The sequence below is a fragment of the Gemella sp. GL1 genome, assembly GCF_013415365.1.
Lineage (GTDB): Bacteria > Bacillota > Bacilli > Staphylococcales > Gemellaceae > Gemelliphila.
Window position 1 is genome coordinate 1 of record NZ_JACBYB010000010.1, and the last position, 25000, is coordinate 25000.

Below are 25000 nucleotides of genomic sequence, written 5' to 3' on the forward strand. Positions count from 1 at the left end.
AAACTATATGAAATGAATCCTCTAATATATTTTATAGAAACTATATTAAATATCTCTCAAGAAAAAGATTTTGGATTATCTCCTGTATTATTAGGTTCATATAAACATGCAATATTAGAAGATGATTTTTTAATTGCTTATATTAAATCTAAGGTAATAAATTATAGAGAAACAGATATAGACATAGATCATTTGCGAAGATATATTGATTCATTGCATGAAGAAATAGAGACAGTGTTGATTAAAATAATAACTGAATCAAAAAACAGAGATATTAAAAAATTTATAAATATAATAGATAGCGAGGAAATAAATTCATATATATATGATAAAATATTAAAAGATATTCAGAAAACAGTTTCTATAGAAATTTACTATCATATTCTTACTGGTTATAGTACTTATAAAAAAGAAGAAAAATTCGAGCTAAAGTGTAGTAATGACTCAATAGAACTTGTTTTAGGTGAAAGAAAAATTAAAAGAGATTTGAAAGCTAAATATCAAATAGAAGAATTTATTTTGAGCGGAATTATAGATAGACTTGATGAAAAGGATGGAGATTTTATAGTTATTGATTACAAGAGTTCTAAGACGGACTTTAATGTAGAATCGTTTTATAATAAAGAAATTTCACAATTACTAGTATACATGTTGGCTATTCTTTTACTTAGAAATATTGAAATAGGTAAAATTAAAGGAATATTCTATAGAGAACTAGCTAAAAGTAATAAACCTAATGCAGACTATAGACTAAGAGGACTTGTGAATGAAGATTTATTAAAAGATTTAAATTATATTTCTGAATTTGCTTTTATAAGGACAAAGAAAGATGGTTCTGCTTACGCTTCAGATCAACATAAGGTCTATAAAGATGTAGAATTTGAGAAATTAGTAGATATAAATATCAAATACTTATATAATTTGGTTGAGAAAATTCAAAAATCAGAGTATAATTTGGGATCTATCAATCAAGAAAATGAATCTTTATTTAATTTTTCACTTGGAGAAAGTGTAAAATTAGATAAAGAATATGAAAAAATACAAGCAAAAGATTTTAAAAAATATTATTTGAAATAAAAATGAGTAAGGTCTGTATTGACCTACATCAATAGATTTGATATAATTACCAAGTAAAATATATAAAGGAGAAAAATATTGAAAAAACTATCATTAATTGTACTTTCATTGTCATCTATGTTCATTCTGTCTGGTTGTTCGCCTCAGGATAGAGATGGATGGTTTTATGAAACCTTTACTAAACCAATGGATTTGTTATTAAAATACATCTATGATTTAGTAGGAAGCTGGGGAATAGCAATTGTTGTTATCACGTTAATTATGCGTATCATAGTTATGCCATTTATGTTTAAAAATTATAAGCAACAAAGACTTGCCAAAATTGGACAAGAAAAGGCAAAACCTGAATTAGATGTAATAAAAGTAAAATTAGAAGAATTAAAAAAAGAAGAAGTACGTGCTATCACTAAGGAAGATAAATTAAAAGTTAGAAGTCAACAGATGGAATTACAAAAGGAGCAATTTGCAATTATGAAAAAATATAATGCAAATCCTATGAGTTTATCAGGTTGTTTACCACTATTAATTCAAGCTCCATTTTTAACAGGAATATACTTTACATTGGTTAACCCCTTATATTCTGCAGGTATCGTAGAGTCAACATTTTTAGGTTACTTTAATTTAGGAACAAGATCATATGTACTACCAATAATTGCCTTTATAGTGTATGCATATCAAACTAAGTTAAATCTTAAATTAATGCCTACAAATGTTCAGCCAGGACAAGAAGCTATGGCTGAACAAATGAAAATGATTCAATGGATAACTCCGGTTATGATTGCAATGATTTCATTTATAATGGCCGGTGCAGTGGCAGTATACTATATAGTTGGAGGAATTTTCTTAATTGGACAAACCTACTTAGGTTATAAGTTGTATCCGCCAATTAAACCAGAAAAAGTTGAAAAAACTAATTTTGATTCAAATAAGGTAACATTAGTTTCTAATAGAAAAAAGAAAAAATAATTAAAAGAACCGAAAATTAATTTTCGGTTCTTTTAATTTTTGAATATGAACAATGTATATGGACTTATAGTATAGACTGACCTAATTAAAAATTTGAAATAGAAGGACTGTATTTTGGAAGATTTAGGAGTTATAAAATATAAAATTTTATATATAGAATTTTATGATTGTAAAAAACAAGAAATGGTTCTATAATAATAAGTATATTAGATAAAATAGGAGAGAATATTATGATTTATATTGACACTAGAAATAATGATCCACGATATAATACTGCAGTAGAGTTTTATGCTTTTAATGAACTAGCAAAGGAAGATGACGTATTCATCCTTTGGATAAATGAACCTTGTATTGTTGTTGGTAAAAATCAAAATACAGCAGAAGAAATTAATCAAAAATTTTGTGATGATCAAGGAATTAAGATTGTAAGACGTGTAAGTGGCGGTGGAGCTGTCTATCATGATTTAAATAACCTTAATTACACAATCATCTCAAGTGGTAAAAGTGAACAAGCTTTTGATTTTAAATCATTCTCACAACCAGTATTAGATGCTTTAGCAGTATTGGGAGTTAATGCCAATTTTACAGGAAGAAACGACCTAGAGATAGATGGCAGAAAATTCTGTGGAAACGCTCAATATATTAGTGATGGTAGAATAATGCATCATGGATGTTTAATGTTTGATGTAGATACTGATGTACTGGTTGATGCCTTAAAAGTTTCTAAGGATAAAATTGAGTCAAAAGGTATTAAATCTGTAAGGTCGAGAGTAACTAATATTAAAGAACATTTATCAAATAAAGAGATGACAGTTCTTGATTTTAAAAATGAATTAAGAAGCCATATGTTCAAGAAATTTGATATGAGTGAGTATACTTTAACGGATAAAGATTTAGAAGGAATTAAGAAGATCCAAGCAGAAAAAAATGATTCTTGGGACTGGATATATGGTAAAAATCCAGAATTCAATATAAAACGATCAAGAAGACTTGCTACAGGAAAGATAGAGGCAAATATTCAAGTAGATAACGGAGTTATTTCTGAAGTTAAATTTTTTGGAGATTTCTTTGGTTTTAAAGATGTTGAGGATATTGCTAAAAAATTAGTAGGCCTTAAATACGATAGAGAAACAGTCACAGAATTACTATCTAAGGAAGATATAAATTCATACTTTTTAGGAGCAAGCCTTGAAGAAGTCGTTGAAATAATTATTGATTAGGAGGAAAATTAATGATAATTACAACAACAAGTATAGCTCCTGGATATGAAATAGTAGAGCATAAAGGTTTAGTAACTGGAGAAGTAGTTGCTGGGGTAAATGCTGTTAAGGATTTTGGAGCAGGATTAAGAAATATTTTTGGAGGAAGAAGCGCTGGTTATGAGGAGGAGATAATTCAAGCACGGAATACAGTACTCAGAAAAATAGAAGAGAATGCTAAAAATTTTGGAGCTAATGCAGTTGTAAGTTTGCAGCTTGATGTAGGAGTTGTAGATGCCCAGACTGGAGGATTTATTTTAGTAACGGCAGTAGGGACAGCAGTAACAGTAAATAAAAAATTGAGAAGAGAGTAGATTTACTCTTTTCTCTTTTTTATAGATAAAAGCTATTATATATGGTAAAATTGTAAGTAAGAAATAATATAAAATAGAGGACTGTATGTTAAGAGAAAGAGCAGATATCTTGTGTGTGAACCAAAATCTATTTGAGTCAAGAGAAAAAGCAAAAAGAGGAATAATGGCAGGAATAGTTTATAATGATACTGTTAGAATAGATAAGCCAGGTGAAAAAATAGACGTAAATGCTGAATTAAGAATAAAAGGAAAAAAACTTGCTTATGTTAGTCGTGGGGGCTTAAAATTAGAGAAAGCGATAAAAGAATATAATTTTTCAGTTCAAAATAGAGTGATGTTAGATATAGGAGCTTCGACTGGGGGATTTACAGACTGTGCCTTACAAAATGGGGCTAGTTATGTATATGCCCTAGATGTAGGAACTAACCAATTAGCATGGAAATTAAGAAATGATGATAGAGTGTGTGTTATGGAGAAAACCAATTTTAGGTACTGTACAAAGGATCAATTTTCAAAACCTATAGATAGGGTGTCTATAGATGTATCCTTCATATCATTAACTTTAATATTACCAACTTTATCTGAAATTATCGCAGATAACGGTCAAGTATGTGCTTTAATAAAACCGCAGTTTGAAGCTGGAAGAGATAAAGTAGGAAAAGGTGGGATTGTTAGAGATAAAAATATACATCTAGAGACAATAGAAAAAATTTATTTTTTTGCAAATTCCTTAGGTTTTAGTGTGAAAAAGTTAACATTTTCTCCTATTACTGGTGGAGAAGGAAATATAGAATATCTTATCATTCTAGAATATACAAAAGAAATTTCTAATAATAAAGATATTGAAATTGTTAAGGTTGTTGATTTAGCGCATAGTAAGTTTAAATAGGAGATAGTATGCTAATACAATTAAATATAAAGCAATTTGGTATTATTGAAAATGCTACAGTAGAATTTCGAAAGGGACTTACTGTACTTACTGGTGAAACAGGAGCAGGTAAATCTATGATTTTAGCTGCAATATCACAATTAGCTGGTCAGAGAACTTCAACAAGTTATATACGCTACGGAGAAGATAGAGCATATGTAGAAGGTGTTTTTGATATACCTAGCAGTAAAAAATTTTCTGATTTATTAAAGGAATTAGATATTGAACTTGATGATGAAACAGTCATTTTGGCAAGATATATATATTCTAGTGGTAAAAGTATATGTAAAGTTAATAGAAGTACAGTTAATCTTACTACTATGAAAAAAATATCTGCATATTTACTTGATATCCATGAACAACATGATAATCAAATTTTACTACAAGAGAAGAATCATATATCTCTTGTGGACTCTTATGCTAATACTTATAATAGCAAGGAATATATGGAATATGCTTCTATTTATAAAGAATATAAGAAATTAAAAGAAAAGATTGAAAATCTCGAAAAAGAAGAAAGTTCAGTATTACAGAAAGTCGATTTTTTAAGATATCAGTTAACAGAACTTGAGAAAATGAATCTTGAAGAAGATGAAGATATTAAAATTCAAGAAGAGATAGATTATTTAGAAAACTACGAAAAGATAAATACAACAAGTAAATCAATTTCTAAACTTTTAAATCAAGACAATGGTTTACTAGAAAAATTATATGAAGTGAGTGATCATCTAGAAAAACTATCTAGATTTAATCCGAAGTTTGAAGATAAAACTGAAGAAGTAAGAAATATGTATTACATTTTAGAAGATTTAAAATATGATATTTCTAAGTTCAATGACAATTTAGATTTTGATGAAAATGTATTAAATGATTTAACTTTAAGAATATCTCAAATTAAAAATTTAGAAAAAAAATATTCTAAGAATTTAAATGAGCTTATAGTTTTTAAGAATGAGTTAGCTAATGAACTGTTTGAATTGGAAAATTATGAAGAGAATTATGAAATATATAAGCAAGAGTTTGATGATTTGAAAGTTATGTTGAAAAAGAAAGCTGACGAAGTAAGTGAATTAAGAAAATCAAAATCAAAAATTCTTGAAAAAGAAATTCAAAAAGAACTAAAATTTTTATATATGGAGAAAAGTCTAATAAAAATTAATTTTGTTGATAAAGAGTACGGTATACTAGGAAAAGATGATATTAGAATTTTAATAAGCGCTAATTTAGGAGAACCATTAAAATCCTTATCGAAAGTAGCATCAGGTGGGGAATTATCACGTGTTATGTTAGCTTTAAAGATAATTTTTTCTAAATCTATAGATGTCGTATCAGTAATATTCGATGAAATAGATACAGGAGTGAGTGGCAGAGTTTCACAAAGAATGGCAGAAAAAATGTATCAATTAGCTGTGAATTCACAAGTTATCTGTATATCACACTTACCACAGACGACAGCCTTAGCAGATAGTAATTTATTTATACATAAGGAATTGAAGAATGATAGAACTGTATCAGAGATAGTCGAACTAGATGTTGGAGAAAAAATAAAAGAAATTTCTAGAATGATTTCAGGTACTAAGTCAACAAAATTATCAGAGGAGCATGCATTAGAGATGCTAGAGATTGCAAAAAATGTGAGAAAAGAGATAGTTAATAAATGAAAGAACTTAATGGAAAAATAATGAAAGCTATGAGTGGTTTTTATTATGTTTTAGTTGGAGAAGAAATTGTAACGACTAGAGCAAGAGGAAATTTTAGAAATAATAAAATAAGTCCTCTAGTTGGAGATATTGTTACGGTAAGGTTAGAAGAGGCTTCTATAGGGTATATAGTAAAAATACATGATAGAGAAAATGAATTGATTAGACCCAAAATAGCTAATATAGACTATAACATTATAGTAACATCTATGAGAGAACCAGATTTTTCTGCTAAATTATTAGATAAATTAATCGCTCTGAATGAGTCATCTAAGATAAATAGTATAATATTATTTACAAAGATAGATATATTAGATGATAAAGATAAATATGTGAATATAAAAGAATATTATAGTTCATTGGGTTATAAAACGTTTGATAATTCTGAATTTGAAGTAGCTAAACTAAGGAAATTTATAAGTGGGAAATTTGTTGTAATTTCTGGTCAATCTGGGGCAGGGAAATCTACTTATATAAATAATTTATCACAAGGTGGATTTAATATAAAGACGGCAGGTATATCTAAGCATTTAGGTAGAGGAAAACATACTACGAGGCATGTGGAGTTCTATAATGTAGATGATTTTTATATAGCAGATACACCGGGATTTTCATCAATAGATTTAAATTTTATTGAAAAAGATAATTTAAAACATCTTTTTATTGAATTAAATACAGATGATTGCAAGTATTCAACTTGCAATCATCTAGATGAACCTAAATGCAAAATAAAAGAAAAAATTAAAAATAATGACTATTTTTTAATCAGATATAATAATTATAAAGAATTTTACAAAGAAATAGAAAAAAAACAAAGGAGATATTAAAATGGCTAAAGTGTTACCTTCGATTTTATCAGCAGATTTTGCTAATTTGGAGAAAGATATAAAAGAAATGGAATCATACGGAGTAGATATGTTTCATATTGATGTTATGGATGGGAATTTTGTTCCCAACATATCACTTGGATTTCCGGTAATAGAATCAATTAGAAAAATTTCTAAATCAACTTTTGATGTTCATTTAATGATTGCAAACCCAGAGAAGTATGTAGAACAATTTTGTAAGATAGGAGCAGATATGATTTCATTTCATATCGAAGCAACAAATCATGCTGACAGATTGATTCAATTAATTAAGGAAAATGGAAAGAAAGCAGGAATAGTTCTAAATCCACAAACTCCAATAGAGAGTATAAAGTATCTTTTAGAAAAAATAGACTATGTTTTAATAATGACTGTTAATCCGGGGTTTGGAGGTCAAAAATTTATTGATTCTATGCTTGAGAAAATCTCTGAATTGGATACAATTCGTGAAAATATGGGTTATGAGTTTTTAATTCAGGTTGATGGAGGTATAAATATAGAGACAGCAAAATTATGTACAGCAATAGGAGTTGATTTATTAGTTTGTGGATCTTTCTTATTTGGAGCAGATAATAAAAAAGAAGTATTGGAAGAATTGATTAAATAAGTATGAAAATAAATCTGATGTTAGGTGGAGAATTTCCTAAGTCTGTAAATAGCGAACATAAGTGGGTAGGAGTAGATTCTGGAGTGAATTATTTGTTAAAAAATGGAATAGAACCTAATTATATAATTGGAGATTTAGATTCTATTGATCCAAAATTTTTAAAATTATATCCAGGAAAAATTATAAAAAAACTTAATCAAGATATGACGGATGCAGAATATGCTCTCAATGTAGTGGATAGTTTATATAAGAATGTAGAAGAAATAGATGTATATGGAGCTACAGGGGGACGTCTAGACCATTTTTTTGCAAATATTTTATTATTAAATAATAGTAAATTTGAAAATAAACAATTAAAAATAATAGATGATAATAATATTATTTTTATTTCCGGTGTAGGGAAAATTTATTTTAATAAAGTCGAAGAGTTTAAGTATATTTCTTTTGTTCCGCTTCAAAAAGATACAGTCATTTCGATATTAGGATCTAAATATGAGGTTATAGATTATGAATTATCAATTGATAGAGCAAATGCCACAAGTAATGAATTTATAGATGAGAAGATAGAATTTATTACTAATAAAAAATGTTTGATAATATATTCAAAAGATAAGTAGAAGGAAGAATTATGGATGATATTATAATATTGTTAATTATATGCATGGTAGCTGGTTTAATAGGATCTTTAGTAGGTCTTGGGGGAGGATTGATTATAACTCCTATTTTAACGACTTTTTTTGATATTGATATAAAATATGCTATTGGAGCAAGTATACTGGCTGTAATTGCTACAAGTAGTGGTGCGTCAATTTCTTTTTTAAAAGATAAGCTGACTAATGTCAGAATAGGTTTGTTTTTAGAAATATTTACTACACTTGGAGCACTTATAGGGGCTCTATTAGCAGGTATTTTTTCATCGCAAATTCTATATCTTTTATTTTCGTTTATATTGATGAATTCATTTTATGGAATGTTGAAAAAAGAGGGGATAATAAAGAATAAGTCATCAAAAAGAAGTCTTTATACGAAAGATTTATATGCAGAAAAGTTAGGTTTTTCATCATCGTATTATGATAAGTCAGAAAAAAAAGAAATTTCTTATGAAGTATATAATGTAAAGCAAGGGTCATTAGTTATGCTTGGTGCAGGTTTGGCCAGTGGTTTATTAGGAATAGGAAGTGGTGCTTTTAAAATAATGGCATTAGATGGATACATGAAACTTCCCATTAAAGTAAGCACAGCTACAAGTAATTTTATGATGGGTGTTACTGCCAGCACAAGTGCCTTAATATATTTTTTGAATGGTACTATAAATCCTTATATTGCTGCTCCAGTTGCTTTAGGTACTCTATTCGGATCCATGATAGGCTCAAGACTAATGCAAATTCTAAATGCCAAATACTTACGTTATATTATGTTGCCCATCATATTATTTACTATAATTAATATGATTATGAAAGGATTTGGTCTGATATGAATTTAAAGAAAATAGAAAAAATATTATCAAATTTATTGTTTTTAGGTGTAATATTAAGTTCAGGTCTAATAATTTTTGCTAGTATATTTGGAAATAATAAGGTAGAATACAGTCATATATATAGATATAATTTTAATAATATGATAAATGGATTATTAACTCTGGATACAGCAAGTTATTACATGTTGGGAATTTTTATTTTGATCTTAACCCCTATAGTAAGAGTAGTGTCCATGTTAATACAATTTGTAATTTTAAAAGATAAAAAATATGTGGTTATTTCTTTTTTAGTATTGCTTGTGCTAAGTATAAGTTTGATATTTGGGATAACTCATTAATTATTATAAAAGCCTTAGTTTTAAGGCTTTTTATTTGTTTTATTGATAGTTAAACTTAGATATAGTATAATTATATGGATATAATATAAAATTAAGGAGTTGTAATTTATGAATTTGGAGTATCCTTATTCTTTTGAAGATGTATACAATATATGTAAAGAATATATTCCTGAAAAATATTGGGATAGTATTGAAAAATCATATCAATTAGCAGAAAAAGCACATAGAGGTCAAATGAGAAAATCAGGTGAAGACTATATACTTCACCCTATACAAGTGGCTGGGATTTTAGCAGAATTAAAATTAGACTATGCTACTGTATGTGCAGGATTTTTACACGATGTTGTAGAAGATACAGAGTATACTCTAGAAGATATTACAGATATGTTTAATGAGGATATCTCTGCGATAGTAGATGGTGTAACTAAACTAGATAAAGTTAAGTTTACTTCTAAGAAAGAAAGTCAGGCTGAAAACCATAGAAAACTATTTATCGCAATTGCTAGTGATATAAGAGTTATTTTTGTTAAATTAGCAGATAGACTTCATAATATGAGAACTTTGAAGCATATGAAGGAGGAAAAGAAAAAAGAAATTTCAAGTGAAACCTTGGAAATTTACGCACCACTTGCCCATAGATTGGGGATAAGTTCTATAAAATGGGAACTTGAAGATACATCACTTCGCTATCTACACCCGGAACAATATTTTGCTATTGTCGGTATGATGAAACAAAAAAGAAGTGTCAGACTAGAAAGTATAAAGGAAGCCTGTGATACAATTTTAGAGTTACTAAAAGATAACGGTATTGTAGGTGAAGTTAGCGGTAGACCTAAGCATATATATAGTATTTATAAAAAGATGCAAAAAAGCAATAAAACATTTGAAGAGATATATGATTTATTAGCGGTAAGAGTACTTGTAGACAGTGTTGTAGATTGTTATGCAACATTGGGATTGGTAAATAACATGTGGATTCCTATTCCAGGACGAATGAAAGACTATATTGCTATGCCTAAACCTAATATGTACCAATCTTTACATACTACTTTATTAGCTCCTAATGGACAACCTTTAGAAGTTCAAATAAGAACTTATGAAATGCATGAAATTGCAGAAAAAGGTATAGCAGCACATTGGGCTTATAAAGAAGGAAGAAAAGCTGAGAAAAAAGATACTTTTTATCAAAAACTTGATTGGTTTCAAAAAATTGCTGAAGGAGATAAGACAGAAGCAAGTGCAGAAGAATTTATGGATTCTCTGAAAGTTGATTTACTTAGTGATAAAATATATGTGTTTACTCCTAATAGTGATATTATAGAATTACCAAAAGGTTCCTGCGTTGTTGACTTTGCTTATGCAATTCATACAGAGGTTGGTAATAAGATGGTAGGTGCTAAAATAAATGATAAAATAGTTCCTTTTGACTATATTTTAAAAACAGGAGAAATATGTGATGTTAGGACAAGTAACTCTTCAACTGGTCCTAGCCGTGATTGGTTAAATATAGCTAAATCATCTCAGACTAAATCAAAAATTAAATCTTACTTTAAAAAGGTAGCACGTGAAGAAAATCTTGAAAAAGGGGAGATTTTGTTAAAAGATGAAATCAAATTACAAGGTTTTGATATTTCAGAAATTATGACGGCTGAAAATATAGATAATGTATTACAAAAATATAGATTTCCTTCTCTTGAAGAATTATACAGAACGATTGGGTACGGTGCAATAACTGCTAATCAAGTATTCATGAAATTAACAGAAAAAATTAGAAAAGAAAAGCAGAACCAAGAGAAATTAGATAAACTTATTAATGCTAAAGAAGATAGTAAGAAAATCTTGACAGAAACAGGAGTCTATGTAAAGGGAGTAGATAATATTTTAGTTAGGCTTTCAAAGTGTTGTCAACCTATTCCGGGTGATAAAATTGTAGGATTTATTACAAAGGGAAGAGGGGTAACTGTCCATAGAGCCGAATGTCCAAATGTTAAAAATGAAGATATTAATCGTCTCTTAGAGGTGGAATGGGTAGGTTCAATTTCTAAGAGAAATTACCCAGTTAGTTTGCAATTACAGGGATTTGACAAAGAGCTATTATTAAGTAATGTACTTATTAAATTAAATGAAACTAAAGTAGTTATTACTAAATTGAATTCTGTAGTCAAATCCGATAAAACATGTACTATTGATATAAGCATGTTAGTTAAAAATGTAGAAGAGTGTGACTTCATTATGAAAAAATTAAGACAAATATCAGATATATATGTTGTTGAAAGGATTGTGAAATAATGAAGGTAGTTTTACAAAAAGTAAGTAAGGCTCATGTGAAAGTAGATGGTAAGATAGTAGGTAGAATAGATAAAGGTTATTGTTTATTAGTAGGAATTCATAAAAATTCAACTGAGAATGATGCAAAATATTTGGCTAAAAAAATAGCTAGTGCAAGATTATTTGAAGATGAACAGGGAAAAATTAATTTATCCTTGAAAGAAGTTGAGGGTAAAATATTATCTATATCTCAATTTACTTTATATGCAGATGTAAAAAAAGGTAATAGACCAAGCTTTACTAATGCAGCTAGGCCTGAGAATGCTAATTTACTATATGACAAATTTAATACATATTTAGAAAAAGAAGGTTTGGGAGTAGAGAAGGGAATCTTTCAAACACATATGGATGTGTATATTGAGAATGATGGACCAATCACTATTATTTATGATAGTTTAGAAAATAATAAGGTAAAATAATGAAAATAAGAAGAAAAAAGAAGATAAACTCTAGTATAATCATAATTTTTTCTGTTTGCATACTATTAATAATATCAACGTTTATTTATTATAGGTATAATAAAAATTTTATAGAAGATAATAAGTTTAGTATTACTGAAATTTCAATTAAAAAAGAAACAGGAGTTAGAACAGGACCTGGGGAGGATTATCCTATACTGAAGAAAATATCTCCAGGGGAACTTTTAATACAACAGAATGAAGAATCTAATTGGATAGAAGTATTGACAAAGGAAAATATAGTAGGATGGATACCTCTTTGGGATGTAGTAGGATCTAATATAAAAAGTCCTGAAGAGATAATGTATGATCAGTTAAATAATTTTACAGTATTACTAAATCCGATTTATAGCAATGAAAGTGGAGAATATACACTAGCTATGTCTAAAGCAATAAAAGCAGAGCTAGAAAAAAGAAATATTAAAGTTAAAATTAGTAGGGAAAATAATTCTTTTGTTTCTATGGCAGAGGTGGAGAGAATAGCTAAAGAAATAAATAGTAATATCATTGTAAATATAGGATTATTTGAAGAAAATAAGGATCCCATAGGTATGTCATTGTATTACAATGAATCTAAGAATTCACAATTGCTGAGTAAATATATAGAGAAGAATTTAAAGGATAGGTATATCTATAAGGTAAATTCACCTCAAAGAAATGATATTATAGTTCAAAATGTAGATAGTGCAATAACACACATATCGCTTATGCTGGGAAATAAATCAAATAGTGTTAACGAAAATGTATTAAATAATAAAGTATATTCGCAACAAGCAACTATCGGTGTGAAAAAGGGAATAGAGGAGTATTTGTACTATTTGTTGACAATTGAAGATAGTAAAAATAAAAGAAAGAATGAATTACTTATGTCAGAAAGAAGGGGATTAGATATACCTTTTTACTACACAAATGAGGAAAAATATCGAAATATATCTTATGGTAGCGATGGAAATAAGACGATATCAGAAAATGGAGATGCAATTATATCTTTAGCTATGTTAGATAAGTATTTTAATCAAGATAAAGCAAGCAATGTTCAATCAATAGCTGAATGGGCAGGGGAGCAATATTATAGAAAAGGACAAGGAACATTATCAGCAATAGTTCCTGAATTTGCAAAAGCACATTCGTTAAAAATTGATGCCTATAATAGCACTCAAATGTATAAAGTTGATGAAACACTTAGATCTAATATGCCAGTATTAGTCCAATTTAAAGTAGGGAAATTCGGGGATAAAATAAGTTATAAAGTTATCCGAGGAATGTACAATAATAGATACTATATAAATGATCCACTAGACGATAATGAAAAATTAAATTCATATACAGCATTTTTACGAGAAGATATAGAAAAAAATATGTTAAGAGCCTGGAAAATTTATAAATAAAATAATTGACTATAGATGAATAGTATGTTAAAATCATTAATGTTGAAGTAGCTCCTGCTACTACAACCGCACGGATAAGGTTATAAAGAGAGAATTTCCACCTTATTTGGCGAGTCTTAGTAAAATTTTAAGGAGGTGCAAATATGTACGCAGTTATCGAAACAGGTGGTAAACAATTAAGAGTAGAAGAAGGGCAAACAATCTTTGTTGAAAAATTATTTGCTGAAGAGGAATCAACTTTCACTTTTGATAAAGTTTTATTAGTAGGTGGAGAATCAACTAAAATCGGTACACCTTACGTTGCAGGTGCAACAGTAACAGCTAAAGTTGTTACTCATGGTAAAGGTAAAAAGATTACAGTATTCAAATACAAAGCTAAGAAGAATAATCACCGTAAATTAGGACATCGTCAACCTTTCACTAAGTTGGTTGTTGAAAAAATTAACGGATAATTATGATAAATGTAGTAGTTGTAAAAAAAGAAGGTGAAGTGAAACTTATTAGTGTCGACGGACATGCAGATTTTGCGGAGGTAGGATCTGATATTGTCTGTGCGGGAGTTTCAGCAGTTGTAATTGGGATTATAAATTCAATAGATATTCTAGATGATGATGTTGTCTTTGATGTTTCAGTGAATGAAGATGAAAAGGGACATATAACATATCGATCTTTGGAAACAACTGAAAGTGAGCAACTTCTTTTAAATTCAATGCTTATATCATTACAAGCAATAGAAGAAAATTATTCTGATTTTATTAAAATTAAAACAAGAGAGGTGAAATAGTGATGATGTTACTAAAATTAAATTTACAATTCTTCGCATCTAAAAAAGGGGTAGGATCTACTAAAAATGGTCGTGACTCTGAATCTAAAAGATTAGGTGCTAAGCGTGCAGATGGACAATTTGTTACTGCAGGGTCTATTCTTTATAGACAACGTGGAACAAAGATTTATCCAGGAACTAATGTAGGAAAAGGTGGAGATGACACTCTATTTTCACTAGTTGACGGAGTTGTTCGTTTTGAAAGATACGGACGTAGCCGTAAAAAAGTTTCTGTATACCCACAAATCTAATTGAAATTTATAAATTTAAGACTGATGTTTTAGGACATCAGTCTTTTTTATATATGATTTTATTATTACGTGACAAAATATAATAAATTAGGTATACTAGATAGGTTATATAAATTCATAAAATAATTATAAGGAGAATTAAATGACAACATTTCAAGAATTAGGAGTTAGTTTAGAAACAGTAAGCTCTCTAAATGATATGGGATTTTTTAATCCTACAGGAATACAGGAGGAAACAATACCTTACGTATTATCAGGTATTGATGTATTAGCACAAGCACAAACAGGTTCAGGTAAAACAGGAGCATTTGGTATTCCCTTAATAGAAAGAATAAGCAAAGATGGAGGAATACAAGCATTAATTTTAGCGCCAACAAGAGAGTTAGCTCAACAGGTAGGAGAACAATTAAGATTAATGTCTAAAAATAAAAATTTTAAAGTTAGCATAATATTTGGTGGAACAAGTATTGAGCGTCAAATTAAAGATATTAAGAAAAGTCCACAAATTATTGTAGGTACACCAGGACGAATTATTGATCATATAAATAGGAAAACTTTAAAATTAGATACAGTAACCAATATTGTTTTAGATGAAGCAGATGAAATGCTAAATATGGGATTTATTGATGATGTGAGATTTATACTATCTAAAGTTGAAAATAATTATCAAACATTACTATTTTCAGCAACAATGCCTAAACCAATAATGGAATTAGCTAAGCAATTTATGACGGATTATAAAGTTGTGAAAACAATGAGTTTGGAGGAATTGAATCCAAATATAGAAGAATTTGCTTCTTTATTAAAAGAGAGTGAGAAATTATCTGCACTTGAAGGATTTTTAGAAGTACATAATCCTAAATTAGCAATTATTTTTGGAAGAACAAAGAAGAGAGTGGATGAATTATCTAGTGCACTAAGTGCTAAAGGATATTTATCAGAAGGACTCCACGGTGATATAACACAATCAAAACGTTTAGAGATATTAAAAAAATTTAAAAATAATACTATTCAAATTTTAGTAGCAACTGATGTTGCGGCAAGAGGAATCGATATAAGTGGAGTAACGCATGTTTATAATTTTGACATGCCTCAGGATACAGAAAGTTATACACATAGAATTGGAAGAACTGGACGTGCTGGAAACTCTGGTGTTGCGGTAACATTTTTAAATCCTGTAGAAATGCCTTATTTACGTGATATTGAGTCTAAAAAAGGCGAAAGAATGAAAATGCTTAGACCTTATACTGAAAAAGAAATTAATAAAGCAAGATATTCAAGAATAATTGATGAAGTAGAGCAAGGATTAAAAAAAGATTTAACTAATTTAAATTCTCTAACAGAAAAACTATTAGACTTGGACAATGCTGAAAAAATAATTACAGTGTTGTTAGACAAAATAATTAATACTAAAACTGAAGTTAATATTGAATTGTCTTATGAACGACCACTAACAAGAAAAGAATCTAAAAACAATAGATCTAGAGGCTTTAGAAGAGATAGAAAAGATAAAAGAAATAATCGTAAAAATAGTGATAAGAGTAGAAGTGACAAAAAATTTTTCGATAAAAAAGGAAAAAGAACTAAAAAATAGAAAGTAGGATAGGTTATCCTACTTTTAATTTTATAATTAAGTTTTAATGACAATAATTACAAATAGGATTGAAAGTGATAGTATATATAGAAAATACAATAATCAATTTAAATGCTATAATAACTAATTATTTTATATTATACTAAGTAAATAAGAAAGTTCATAAAAAGTTAGTATAAAAAACTTTAGTATGCTATAATTAAATATTATAACATAAGATAATGAGGTATATATTGTGAGAATATTGAAAGAAATATTAGAATGGATACTTGTAGTAGTAATATCTATAGGCTTGTATTTTTTAATAACAACATTTTTAATGTCACCTTATACGGTAAAAGGTAAATCTATGGATTATACATTTGCAGATAATGATAAGGTATTCGTTAGTAAATTAGGTAATACTTATGAACGTGGAGAAGAAATAGTTTTTCATGCAAATGAAAATGATGATTATATAAAACGTGTTATAGGAGTACCCGGAGATACTGTAGAAATGGTAGATGATGTATTATATATTAATGGCAAAAAGGTAGATGAACCTTATTTAGATAAAATGAAGGAAGAATTGAGATCTAGTGGTTCAAATGCTAATTTAACACAAGATTTTAACATAGAATACTTAGCATCAACTCAATCGAAAACAGTTCCAGAGGGAACATATTTTGTAATGGGAGATAACAGACAAAACTCCACAGATAGTAGGTTGTTAGGTTTTGTGAAAGAAGATAAAATAGTAGGTAATGTAATTTTGAGATATTATCCATTTACATCTTTTGAATTTTTTAGTATAGATAATAAATAGAGGTCCTAGGACCTCTATTTATTATGAAAAAAATTTAATTCTGAAAATATTTGTGTAGTTACTTCAGTTATTACATTAATCTCTTTATTTGAAAATCTACTAAAAGAAATAGAATCAATATCTAAAAGTGCAACTATCTTGTTATTTTGTAGAATAGGAACAACTAATTCGCTATTTGTGGCAGAATCACATGCAATATGACCAGGAAATTTATGAACATTTTCCACATAAACAGTCTCTTTACTTGTATAGCAATGACCACACACACCTTTATTGAATGGTATTCTTATGCAAGCTACTTTACCTTGGAAAGGACCCAATACGAGATTATTATTTTCTTCATCAACTAAATAAAATCCTATCCAGTTAATATTGTCAATATACTCCTTATATAGAGCAGATAAATTAGAGAGATTTGCAAAAAGATTATGTTCTCCTGAAATTAATGATTTAGCTTGAAGAATAAATAATTCTTTATCGTTAACTATATCCATTGTACACCTCAAAATATTTAATATAAACAGTATAGCATAAATATGACTATATTTGAATTTGTTGACATTGAAAAAATTAAAGAGTAGAATAAGAAAAGAATGATAGGGAGGATTTAAATGAATAAATTATTAAGAATTGTTAATTTTATAATGATAGTTTTAACTATAATTGTTACAACAATGTTAATGTATTCTATATTTAAATATAATATTTTAGCATTTATGAATATAAATTACATTGTAGCTATAGTTTTATCATTAATTCTATTATTATTGATAATATTATTAATAAAAAATAAAGCAAAGATATTTGTACTAATATCTTCATTAATTTTATTAATTACCACAATGTTTGCTTATTCACAAATAAATAATACAGTCAATTTAGTAGGAAATCTAAATAAAAATACTACTGTCAATACAACAACTATGAGTATAGTAGTAGCTAAGGACTCAGAAATTAATAGCATTAAAGATTTAGAAGGGGTTGAAGTCCTAGCGCCGGTAAAAGTTGATTCCGAAAATATAAATAAATTAGTGGAAGATATAAAAAATAAAGAAGATATATTTTTAAATGTAAAAGAGAGTGAGTCTTATATTAAATCTTATGATGATCTAATAAACTCTAAAAATAAAGCTATTATAATCAATAGTGCTTATGAAAATATTTTAGAAATGAATGATTCGCAATATCATAATAAAGTGAAAAAAGTATATGAAACTTCATATACTAAAGAAGTAACTAAACGTCAATCAAAAGTAAGTAATAATTCAGATGTATTGAATATTTATATCAGTGGTATTGATACATATGGACCTATTACATCAGTATCTAGATCAGATGTTAATATAATAATGACGATTAACAAGAAGACTAATAAGATCTTGCTGACAACAACGCCAAGAGATGCCTATGTAAGAATAGCTGACGGCGGGAATGATCAATATGATAAATTAACTCATGCTGGAGTTTATGGAATTGATTCATCAATTCATACTTTAGAAAACTTATATAATATTGATATAAACTATTACGCGAGAATTAATTTTACTTCATTTTTAAAATTAGTTGATAAATTAGGTGGAATAGAAGTATATAACGAACAAGAATTTAAAGGAACTCGAGATGGAAAGATTTATCCAAAAGGAAATATTCAATTAAATTCAGAGCAGGCTCTTGAATTTGTGAGGGAGAGATATGGCTTATCTGGTGGGGATAATGATAGAGGAAAGAACCAACAAAAAGTTATAGCTGCGATTATAAAAAAACTGACAACTACCAATGCTCTTTCTAATTATCAAGAAATTATAGAGGAATTATCTACATCTATTCAAACTGATATACCAGTTGAACAATTAATTTCATTAGCAAATGAGCAAATCGAGAAAAAATCGGAATACAGTGTTTCGTCTCAAGCTTTAGAAGGACAAGGAACAATGGGAATGGCATCTTATGCAATGCCAGGTTATAATTTATACATGATGAAAGTTGATGAAAAGAGTCTAGAAGAATCTAGAAACAATATAGAGGCAGTTCTTGGAGGAAGATAATGATAGATATACATTCTCATATAATTTTTGGAGTTGATGATGGACCTAAAACTTTAGAAGATAGTCTTGAATTAATTGATGAAGCTTACTCACAAGGAATAAGAAAAATAATAGCTACATCTCATAGACGTAGAGGTATGTTCAATACATCAGAAGATAAGATAAAACATAATTACACTCTATTAAATAATGAAGTGAAAAATAAATATAAGGATCTAGAATTATACTATGGTGGAGAGTTATATTTTAATTTAGATATTCTTAAAAAGTTAGAAAATAAAGAAGTTCCCACTTTAGCAGATTCTAATTATGTATTATTAGAATTTAGTTCAAATGTTATGTATAAAGAAATATTTAATGCAGTAGATTCGGTAACATTATTAGGTTTGAAACCAATACTAGCTCATATAGAAAGGTATAACTGTTTAGAGAAAAATAAGAAGAGAGTGGAGGAATTATTACATAAAGGAGCATTGATGCAAATTAATTCGTCTAGTGTATTGAAAATGAAGTTTTTTGGTGATAAACATAAAGTTTATAAAAAGAGAGCTAAATATTTCATTGAAAATGATTTAATTTCTTTCGTAGCTACAGATATGCATAATTTAGATGAAAGAAAACCGCATTTAAAAGAAGCTTACGAATTTATATCTTCTAAATATGGAAAAGAACTTGCAGAAAATTTATTTAAAATAAATGCAAAAATAATTCTTGAAAATTAGCAATATAAGCACTATTTCAGTGCTTATATTGCTTTATTTTTTTGACTTTAGAGAGGAATATATAGTATAATTAAATGATATTTTAATGAGGTGAAAAAATGAAAAAAGATAATAATTTTGCATGTTCTTTTTGTGGAAAGCATTCAGATGAAGTATTTAAATTAATAGCAGGAAACGGAGTGTTTATCTGTAATGAGTGCGTAGATTTATGTTCTGAAATGATAGATGAACAAAGTTATATCGATAAAGAACAAAACGTAGATATTAAATTATTAAAACCTAAAGAAATATTAAATAAATTAAACCAATATGTAATAAGTCAAGATAAAGCGAAGAAAGCAATATCAGTTGCGGTATACAATCATTATAAGCGTGTTATTTTAGATACAGATGTAAATACAGATATAGATTTACAAAAAACTAATATCGCTTTAATTGGATCAACAGGATCTGGAAAAACATTGATTGCGCAAACTTTATCAAAAATGTTAGATGTTCCTTTCGCGATGGCAGATGCCACAACATTGACAGAAGCAGGGTATGTTGGTGAAGATGTTGAGAATATTTTATTAAAACTTATAGAAAATGCTAACTATGATATTGAAAAAGCTGAAAAAGGGATAGTATATATTGATGAAATTGATAAAATTGCTAAAAAAAGCGAAAATGTATCTATAACAAGAGATGTATCTGGTGAAGGTGTTCAACAAGCTTTACTTAAAATTTTAGAAGGAACTATAGCTAGTGTACCACCTCAAGGAGGTAGAAAGCATCCCGGTCAAGAAATGTTAAAAATTGATACAAAAAATATTTTATTTATTATTGGAGGTGCTTTTGCAGGAATTGAAGACATAATTAAAAGACGATTGGGCGAAAAAGTTATTGGATTTTCAAAATTAGATGAAAAAGATGTAGATAGTGAAAAAATAATTTTTGAGGTTAAGCAGGAAGATTTGGTAAAATTTGGAATTATACCAGAATTTATAGGTAGAATACCTCTAATTTGTTCTTTAGAAGAACTATCAGAAGATGATCTAGTACGAGTATTAATAGAACCGAAAAATTCTATAATAAAGCAGTATGAATATTTATTTAAATTAGATAATGTAAAATTAATATTTGAAAAAGAAGCTTTGAAAGAAATTGCTAGAGAAACCATTGAAAGAAAAACCGGCGCAAGAGGATTAAGATCAATAATTGAGGAGATATTGCTAGATGTCATGTTTGAGTTACCAAGCAAGACAAATATAAGTGAGTGTATAGTTAGTAAAGATAACATTATAAATAGAACTAATCCTATTTTAAAATAAGGAGAATATGAATGACTAAATATTATTTATTAGAACATAAAGAATTATTTGTTCCAGATAATAGTTATAATTTAGAAATAAAAGACAAATATTTTTTAAAAGCAGCAAAGAATTTGAAGAATAAAGCTCTCAGAATTTTTGTAACTAATGATCGAAGGGCTATGGATACTTTTAACGAAGAAAATAAAAATTTGGAAATTTATGATGAACAAGGATTTAATAAATTTTTTGGTACTTATGGTAATTTAAAATACAATAAAGATAGCAAATTATATACATATAACTGTGAAGGAATAGCAGAAGTTTTAAGTGGTGTATATAAAGATAATGTTGTAGAATACCTAGAAATATCATTAAAGGAAGTAACAAATTTTAATTTTGATCAATCTGGAAAATTGGTGAAATTAAAGAAAGTTTTTAAAGAATACTTAACTATTGAAAGGATGGATATAGGTGTATTCAATATTAATGATCTAGATAAATTTATTAATAAAAATTTAAAATATTTTCCACTAGATGCCCAAATGCAAAAACGAGTGGTTTTTACAACTGATTTAGAAAAAAAATCTGATTATATAATAAAAGTAATGGATAATTTTATTATAGCTTCTCAATATAAAGGGGATATTGAGAAAAAAGTTAGAAAAAATATTGATAATCAACAAAAAGAATACTTCTTAAGAGAACAAATGAAAGTTGTTCAAGATGAATTAAAAGAAATATCTCCAGACGATGATGATATTGAAAAATTAAAAAGAGAAATTTTAAACTTAAAATTAGATAATAAAAATGAAGAGTATCTATTAAAAGAAATAGCAAGATTAGAAAAAACACCTCCAATGGTGCCAGAAAATATGATTTTAAGAACATATTTAGAAACAGTTGTAGCTCTACCCTGGAATAAGGAAACTAAAGATGAAATAGATATAGAGAAATCAGAGAAAATTCTTAATTCAAGACACTATGGAGTAGAAAAAATAAAAGAAAGAATTCTAGAATTTTTGGCGGTTAAGAAATTAAGAAAAGATATAAAATCGCCTATTCTTTGTTTAGTAGGCCCTCCAGGAGTAGGGAAATCGTCTTTAGCTAAATCAATTGCAGAGGCTATGGGAAGAACATTTATTAGATTATCATTAGGGGGAGTTCGTGATGAAGCAGAGATTAGAGGGCATAGAAGAACTTATGTAGGAGCATTGCCAGGAAAGTTAATTCAATCCTTAAGAAAAGCAAAAACAAGAAACCCTGTTATACTTTTAGACGAAATTGATAAAATGGCATCAGATATAAAAGGAGATCCAGCAGCAGCTATGCTTGAGGTTATTGATCCAGAACAAAATAATGAGTTTATAGATCATTATTTGGATATTCCTTTTGACTTATCAAAAGTATTATTTATAGCAACTGCCAATAATTTATCTATGATGTCTGCTCCCTTGAGAGATAGAATGGAAGTTATAGATTTAGAATCATATACAATAAAAGAAAAAGAGAGCATAGTTAGAGAATATTTAATAGATAAACAAATTAAGGAAAATGGATTAAATTCAAAACAAATTACTTTTACGAAACAAGCTATAAATAAAATTATTACAGGATACACTTACGAGGCAGGTGTGAGAACTTTAGATAGGATTATAGGTAAAGTTTGTAGAAAAGCTGCTTTAAGGATATTAAAGGGAGATGAAAAGGTAAAAGTAGGAGTTAATAATTTAGAAGAGTTTTTGGGTATTTCTAAATATGATCTGAAAGAAAAGAATACAAAACCTCAAATTGGAGTAGTAAATGGCCTAGCATACACGTCTGTTGGGGGAGACACCTTAGAGATTGAAACAGCAATATCCAAAGGAAGTGGAAAGACTATTTTAACTGGTAAACTTGGAGATGTTATGAAAGAATCTGCACAAACGGCGATTTCTTACTTACGATCAAATATTGAGAAATTATCCCTAGAGAAGGTTGAATTTGATAAAATTGATATTCATATTCACATTCCAGAAGGTGCAGTTCCTAAAGATGGACCATCAGCAGGTATTACAATCACTACATCTCTATATTCATGTTTAAAGAATTTAAGTGTTAATAATAATATAGCAATGACTGGAGAAATGACGCTTCATGGAAAAGTTTTACCAATTGGAGGAGTTAAAGAAAAAGTATTAAGTTCTGAGAAGGTTGGTATAAATACAATTATTTTACCAGAAAAAAATAGAGGAGATTTAACTGATATACCTACTGAAGTATTAGAAAAATTATCTATTCATTTTGTGAAAGATATAAATGAAGTGTTTAAAATAGTATTTGCAGAGGTGAAGAATGGCTAAGTTTAATATTAATAATGTTGATTTGATAATAAGTGCAGTGTCTAAGAAACAATATCCTGAACATTCTTTACCAGAAGTAGCTATGTGCGGAAGATCTAATGTAGGGAAATCATCATTTATAAATACTATTTTGAATAGAAAAAATTATGCGAGAGTCTCTGCTAAACCTGGAAAAACGCGAACTTTGAATTTTTTTGATATTGATAGCAAGTTAGTTTTAGTAGATGTTCCCGGATACGGTTATGCTAAATTATCAAAAACAGAAAAAGAAAAACTATATGATATGATAGTTGAATATTTCGTCAATAGTAAAAATCTTAGTTTTGTAATGCATCTTTTAGATAGTAGACATAATCCTTCTGAAGATGATATTATGATGAATGAATTTTTGAATTATTATGAAATTCCATTCTTAATAGTTCTTACGAAAACTGATAAGATTTCTAAAAATGAATTAATAAAAAACATGAAAAAAATTGAAAATAAATTGGATTTTACAAATAATATAGATATTATACCGTTTTCTTCTGTGAAGAAAATAAATGTCGATAAGATTATTGAACAGATGGATAAAGTAGTAGATACAAATGAAGATTAGGTAGAATATTCTATCTAATCTTTTGTTTTCAGAAAGAGAGAAGCGATGGAAAAAATAATAGCTAGCAAACTAGATTTAGATATATTTTTAAGTGATATATCTAATTATTGTTATTCACAATTATCATTTAATAAATTTCAAAATTTAAAATATATAAAAAATTATGAAAAATTAGTTAATATACATAAAGAAAATGAAGAAGTAGAAATATTATATAGGAAATATCCAGGTGAATTCAAATTAAAAATATATGATTATTATACAGCTATAAAAAAATCAAAAATTAATAGCTTATTAACTGAGAAAGATCTACACTATATTTTAAGGAATTTAGAATTATATAGATTATTAAAAAACAAGTTTTCATATATACAAAAAAATGATACATACAATTATAAACATATAGAAAATTATGTAAATCAAATTGGTGAATTTACAGATCTTATGATATATTTACAAAAGATTATTGATGAGGATGGCTATATAAAAATAGATGCAAGTCCGGAGTTGAGAGTAATAAAAGATAAAATAAGATCACTTCAATTAAAAGCCGATAGAATCTTAAAAAATTTAATTAAAAGCAATTCCTTTAAACTAACAGAATCTGTTGTTACAAAACGAAATGACAGATATGTAATTTTAGTAAAACCAGAACATAAAAATGATTTCGGAGGAATAATTCATGATCAATCCGCTTCTGGGAATACTTTTTATATAGAACCTAGAGAAAATGTAATAATAAATAATGAGGTTTCTATTTTGCTTAGAAAAGAGAAAGAGGAAATTTTAAAAATATTAACTGAAGCCACACAAAAAATTAATGAG

At 27.8% G+C, this 25000-nt stretch carries 25 protein-coding genes, 1 pseudogene and 1 other annotated feature; of the genes and pseudogenes, 25 read left to right on the top strand and 1 reads right to left on the bottom strand.

Annotation, left to right across the window (positions count from 1 at the left end):
- The 19 genes from HZY82_RS01920 to lepB form a co-directional block, all read left to right on the top strand.
- Positions 1-1077 (top strand): PD-(D/E)XK nuclease family protein (locus HZY82_RS01920; protein ID WP_179938532.1); only part of this gene is annotated, 1077 nt, incomplete at its 5' end.
- A gap of 78 nt (positions 1078-1155) precedes the next feature.
- A complete protein-coding gene (locus tag HZY82_RS01925) occupies positions 1156-2043 on the top strand; it encodes a YidC/Oxa1 family membrane protein insertase (RefSeq protein ID WP_228098212.1) in 888 nt (295 codons plus the stop codon).
- Between the two features lie 230 nt (positions 2044-2273).
- Positions 2274-3263 (top strand): lipoate--protein ligase, encoded by a 990-nt coding sequence (lplA, locus tag HZY82_RS01930; RefSeq protein ID WP_179938534.1) that lies wholly within the window; start codon positions 2274-2276, stop codon positions 3261-3263.
- Positions 3264-3274: 11 nt separating this feature from the next.
- Positions 3275-3616 (top strand): YbjQ family protein, encoded by a 342-nt coding sequence (locus HZY82_RS01935; protein WP_135155913.1) that lies wholly within the window; start codon positions 3275-3277, stop codon positions 3614-3616.
- Between the two features lie 85 nt (positions 3617-3701).
- Complete coding sequence (locus HZY82_RS01940) at positions 3702-4505, top strand: TlyA family RNA methyltransferase (RefSeq protein WP_135155912.1); 804 nt, start codon at positions 3702-3704, stop codon at positions 4503-4505.
- Between the two features lie 8 nt (positions 4506-4513).
- The gene (recN, locus tag HZY82_RS01945; RefSeq protein ID WP_179938536.1) at positions 4514-6205 is read left to right on the top strand and encodes a DNA repair protein RecN; all 1692 of its coding nucleotides are present in this window, start codon (positions 4514-4516) and stop codon (positions 6203-6205) included.
- The gene (gene rsgA / locus HZY82_RS01950; RefSeq protein ID WP_135155910.1) at positions 6202-7071 is read left to right on the top strand and encodes a ribosome small subunit-dependent GTPase A; all 870 of its coding nucleotides are present in this window, start codon (positions 6202-6204) and stop codon (positions 7069-7071) included. Before recN ends, rsgA begins: the two co-directional genes overlap by 4 nt.
- Before the next feature lies 1 nt (position 7072).
- Positions 7073-7717: a ribulose-phosphate 3-epimerase gene (gene rpe / locus HZY82_RS01955; RefSeq protein WP_135155909.1), complete on the top strand. Its 645-nt coding sequence runs from the start codon at positions 7073-7075 to the stop codon at positions 7715-7717.
- Between the two features lie 2 nt (positions 7718-7719).
- Positions 7720-8334: a thiamine diphosphokinase gene (locus HZY82_RS01960; RefSeq protein WP_135155908.1), complete on the top strand. Its 615-nt coding sequence runs from the start codon at positions 7720-7722 to the stop codon at positions 8332-8334.
- Positions 8335-8345: 11 nt separating this feature from the next.
- The gene (locus HZY82_RS01965) at positions 8346-9194 is read left to right on the top strand and encodes a sulfite exporter TauE/SafE family protein (protein WP_179938538.1); all 849 of its coding nucleotides are present in this window, start codon (positions 8346-8348) and stop codon (positions 9192-9194) included.
- Positions 9191-9532, top strand: a complete 342-nt coding sequence (locus tag HZY82_RS01970) for a DUF1634 domain-containing protein (protein ID WP_135155906.1) — start codon at positions 9191-9193, stop codon at positions 9530-9532. Before HZY82_RS01965 ends, HZY82_RS01970 begins: the two co-directional genes overlap by 4 nt.
- 108 nt (positions 9533-9640) lie before the next feature.
- Positions 9641-11821 (top strand): RelA/SpoT family protein, encoded by a 2181-nt coding sequence (locus tag HZY82_RS01975; RefSeq protein ID WP_135155905.1) that lies wholly within the window; start codon positions 9641-9643, stop codon positions 11819-11821.
- On the top strand, positions 11821-12279 hold the full coding sequence (gene dtd, locus HZY82_RS01980; protein ID WP_135155904.1) for a D-aminoacyl-tRNA deacylase: 459 nt from the start codon (positions 11821-11823) through the stop codon (positions 12277-12279). Before HZY82_RS01975 ends, dtd begins: the two co-directional genes overlap by 1 nt.
- Positions 12279-13706, top strand: a complete 1428-nt coding sequence (locus HZY82_RS01985) for an SH3 domain-containing protein (protein ID WP_179938540.1) — start codon at positions 12279-12281, stop codon at positions 13704-13706. The genes dtd and HZY82_RS01985 overlap by 1 nt, the downstream gene beginning before the upstream one ends.
- A 54-nt stretch (positions 13707-13760) precedes the next feature.
- Positions 13761-13833: a sequence feature (ribosomal protein L21 leader region), on the top strand.
- 16 nt (positions 13834-13849) lie between these two features.
- Positions 13850-14158, top strand: coding sequence for a 50S ribosomal protein L21 (gene rplU, locus HZY82_RS01990; protein ID WP_135155902.1), 309 nt, complete (start codon positions 13850-13852; stop codon positions 14156-14158).
- A 2-nt stretch (positions 14159-14160) separates the two neighbouring features.
- Complete coding sequence (locus HZY82_RS01995; protein ID WP_135155901.1) at positions 14161-14490, top strand: ribosomal-processing cysteine protease Prp; 330 nt, start codon at positions 14161-14163, stop codon at positions 14488-14490.
- Positions 14491-14495: 5 nt separating this feature from the next.
- A complete protein-coding gene (rpmA, locus tag HZY82_RS02000) occupies positions 14496-14780 on the top strand; it encodes a 50S ribosomal protein L27 (RefSeq protein WP_135155987.1) in 285 nt (94 codons plus the stop codon).
- 142 nt (positions 14781-14922) lie between these two features.
- On the top strand, positions 14923-16374 hold the full coding sequence (locus tag HZY82_RS02005) for a DEAD/DEAH box helicase (RefSeq protein WP_135155900.1): 1452 nt from the start codon (positions 14923-14925) through the stop codon (positions 16372-16374).
- 235 nt (positions 16375-16609) lie between these two features.
- Entirely contained in the window at positions 16610-17179 is a 570-nt protein-coding gene (gene lepB / locus HZY82_RS02010) for a signal peptidase I (protein ID WP_135155899.1), read from the top strand.
- A 14-nt stretch (positions 17180-17193) separates the two neighbouring features.
- Here lepB and HZY82_RS02015 read toward each other — a convergent pair whose 3' ends face one another.
- Positions 17194-17673, bottom strand: a complete 480-nt coding sequence (locus HZY82_RS02015; RefSeq protein WP_135155898.1) for a GAF domain-containing protein — start codon at positions 17671-17673, stop codon at positions 17194-17196.
- 117 nt (positions 17674-17790) lie between these two features.
- On the opposite strand from HZY82_RS02015, the gene cpsA reads away from it, so the two are divergent.
- The 6 genes and pseudogenes from cpsA to HZY82_RS02045 form a co-directional block, all read left to right on the top strand.
- The gene (cpsA, locus tag HZY82_RS02020; protein WP_179938542.1) at positions 17791-19224 is read left to right on the top strand and encodes an LCP family glycopolymer transferase CpsA; all 1434 of its coding nucleotides are present in this window, start codon (positions 17791-17793) and stop codon (positions 19222-19224) included.
- The gene (locus HZY82_RS02025) at positions 19224-19946 is read left to right on the top strand and encodes a CpsB/CapC family capsule biosynthesis tyrosine phosphatase (RefSeq protein ID WP_179938544.1); all 723 of its coding nucleotides are present in this window, start codon (positions 19224-19226) and stop codon (positions 19944-19946) included. Before cpsA ends, HZY82_RS02025 begins: the two co-directional genes overlap by 1 nt.
- A gap of 98 nt (positions 19947-20044) precedes the next feature.
- A complete protein-coding gene (gene clpX, locus HZY82_RS02030) occupies positions 20045-21256 on the top strand; it encodes an ATP-dependent Clp protease ATP-binding subunit ClpX (protein WP_179938546.1) in 1212 nt (403 codons plus the stop codon).
- A gap of 11 nt (positions 21257-21267) precedes the next feature.
- The gene (gene lon, locus HZY82_RS02035; protein WP_179938548.1) at positions 21268-23577 is read left to right on the top strand and encodes an endopeptidase La; all 2310 of its coding nucleotides are present in this window, start codon (positions 21268-21270) and stop codon (positions 23575-23577) included.
- Positions 23570-24175 carry a ribosome biogenesis GTP-binding protein YihA/YsxC gene (gene yihA / locus HZY82_RS02040; protein ID WP_179938550.1) on the top strand — a complete coding sequence of 202 codons (606 nt, stop codon included), beginning with the start codon at positions 23570-23572 and terminating at the stop codon, positions 24173-24175. Before lon ends, yihA begins: the two co-directional genes overlap by 8 nt.
- A 45-nt stretch (positions 24176-24220) precedes the next feature.
- A pseudogene (locus HZY82_RS02045) lies at positions 24221-25000 on the top strand (endonuclease MutS2); the annotation flags it as partial.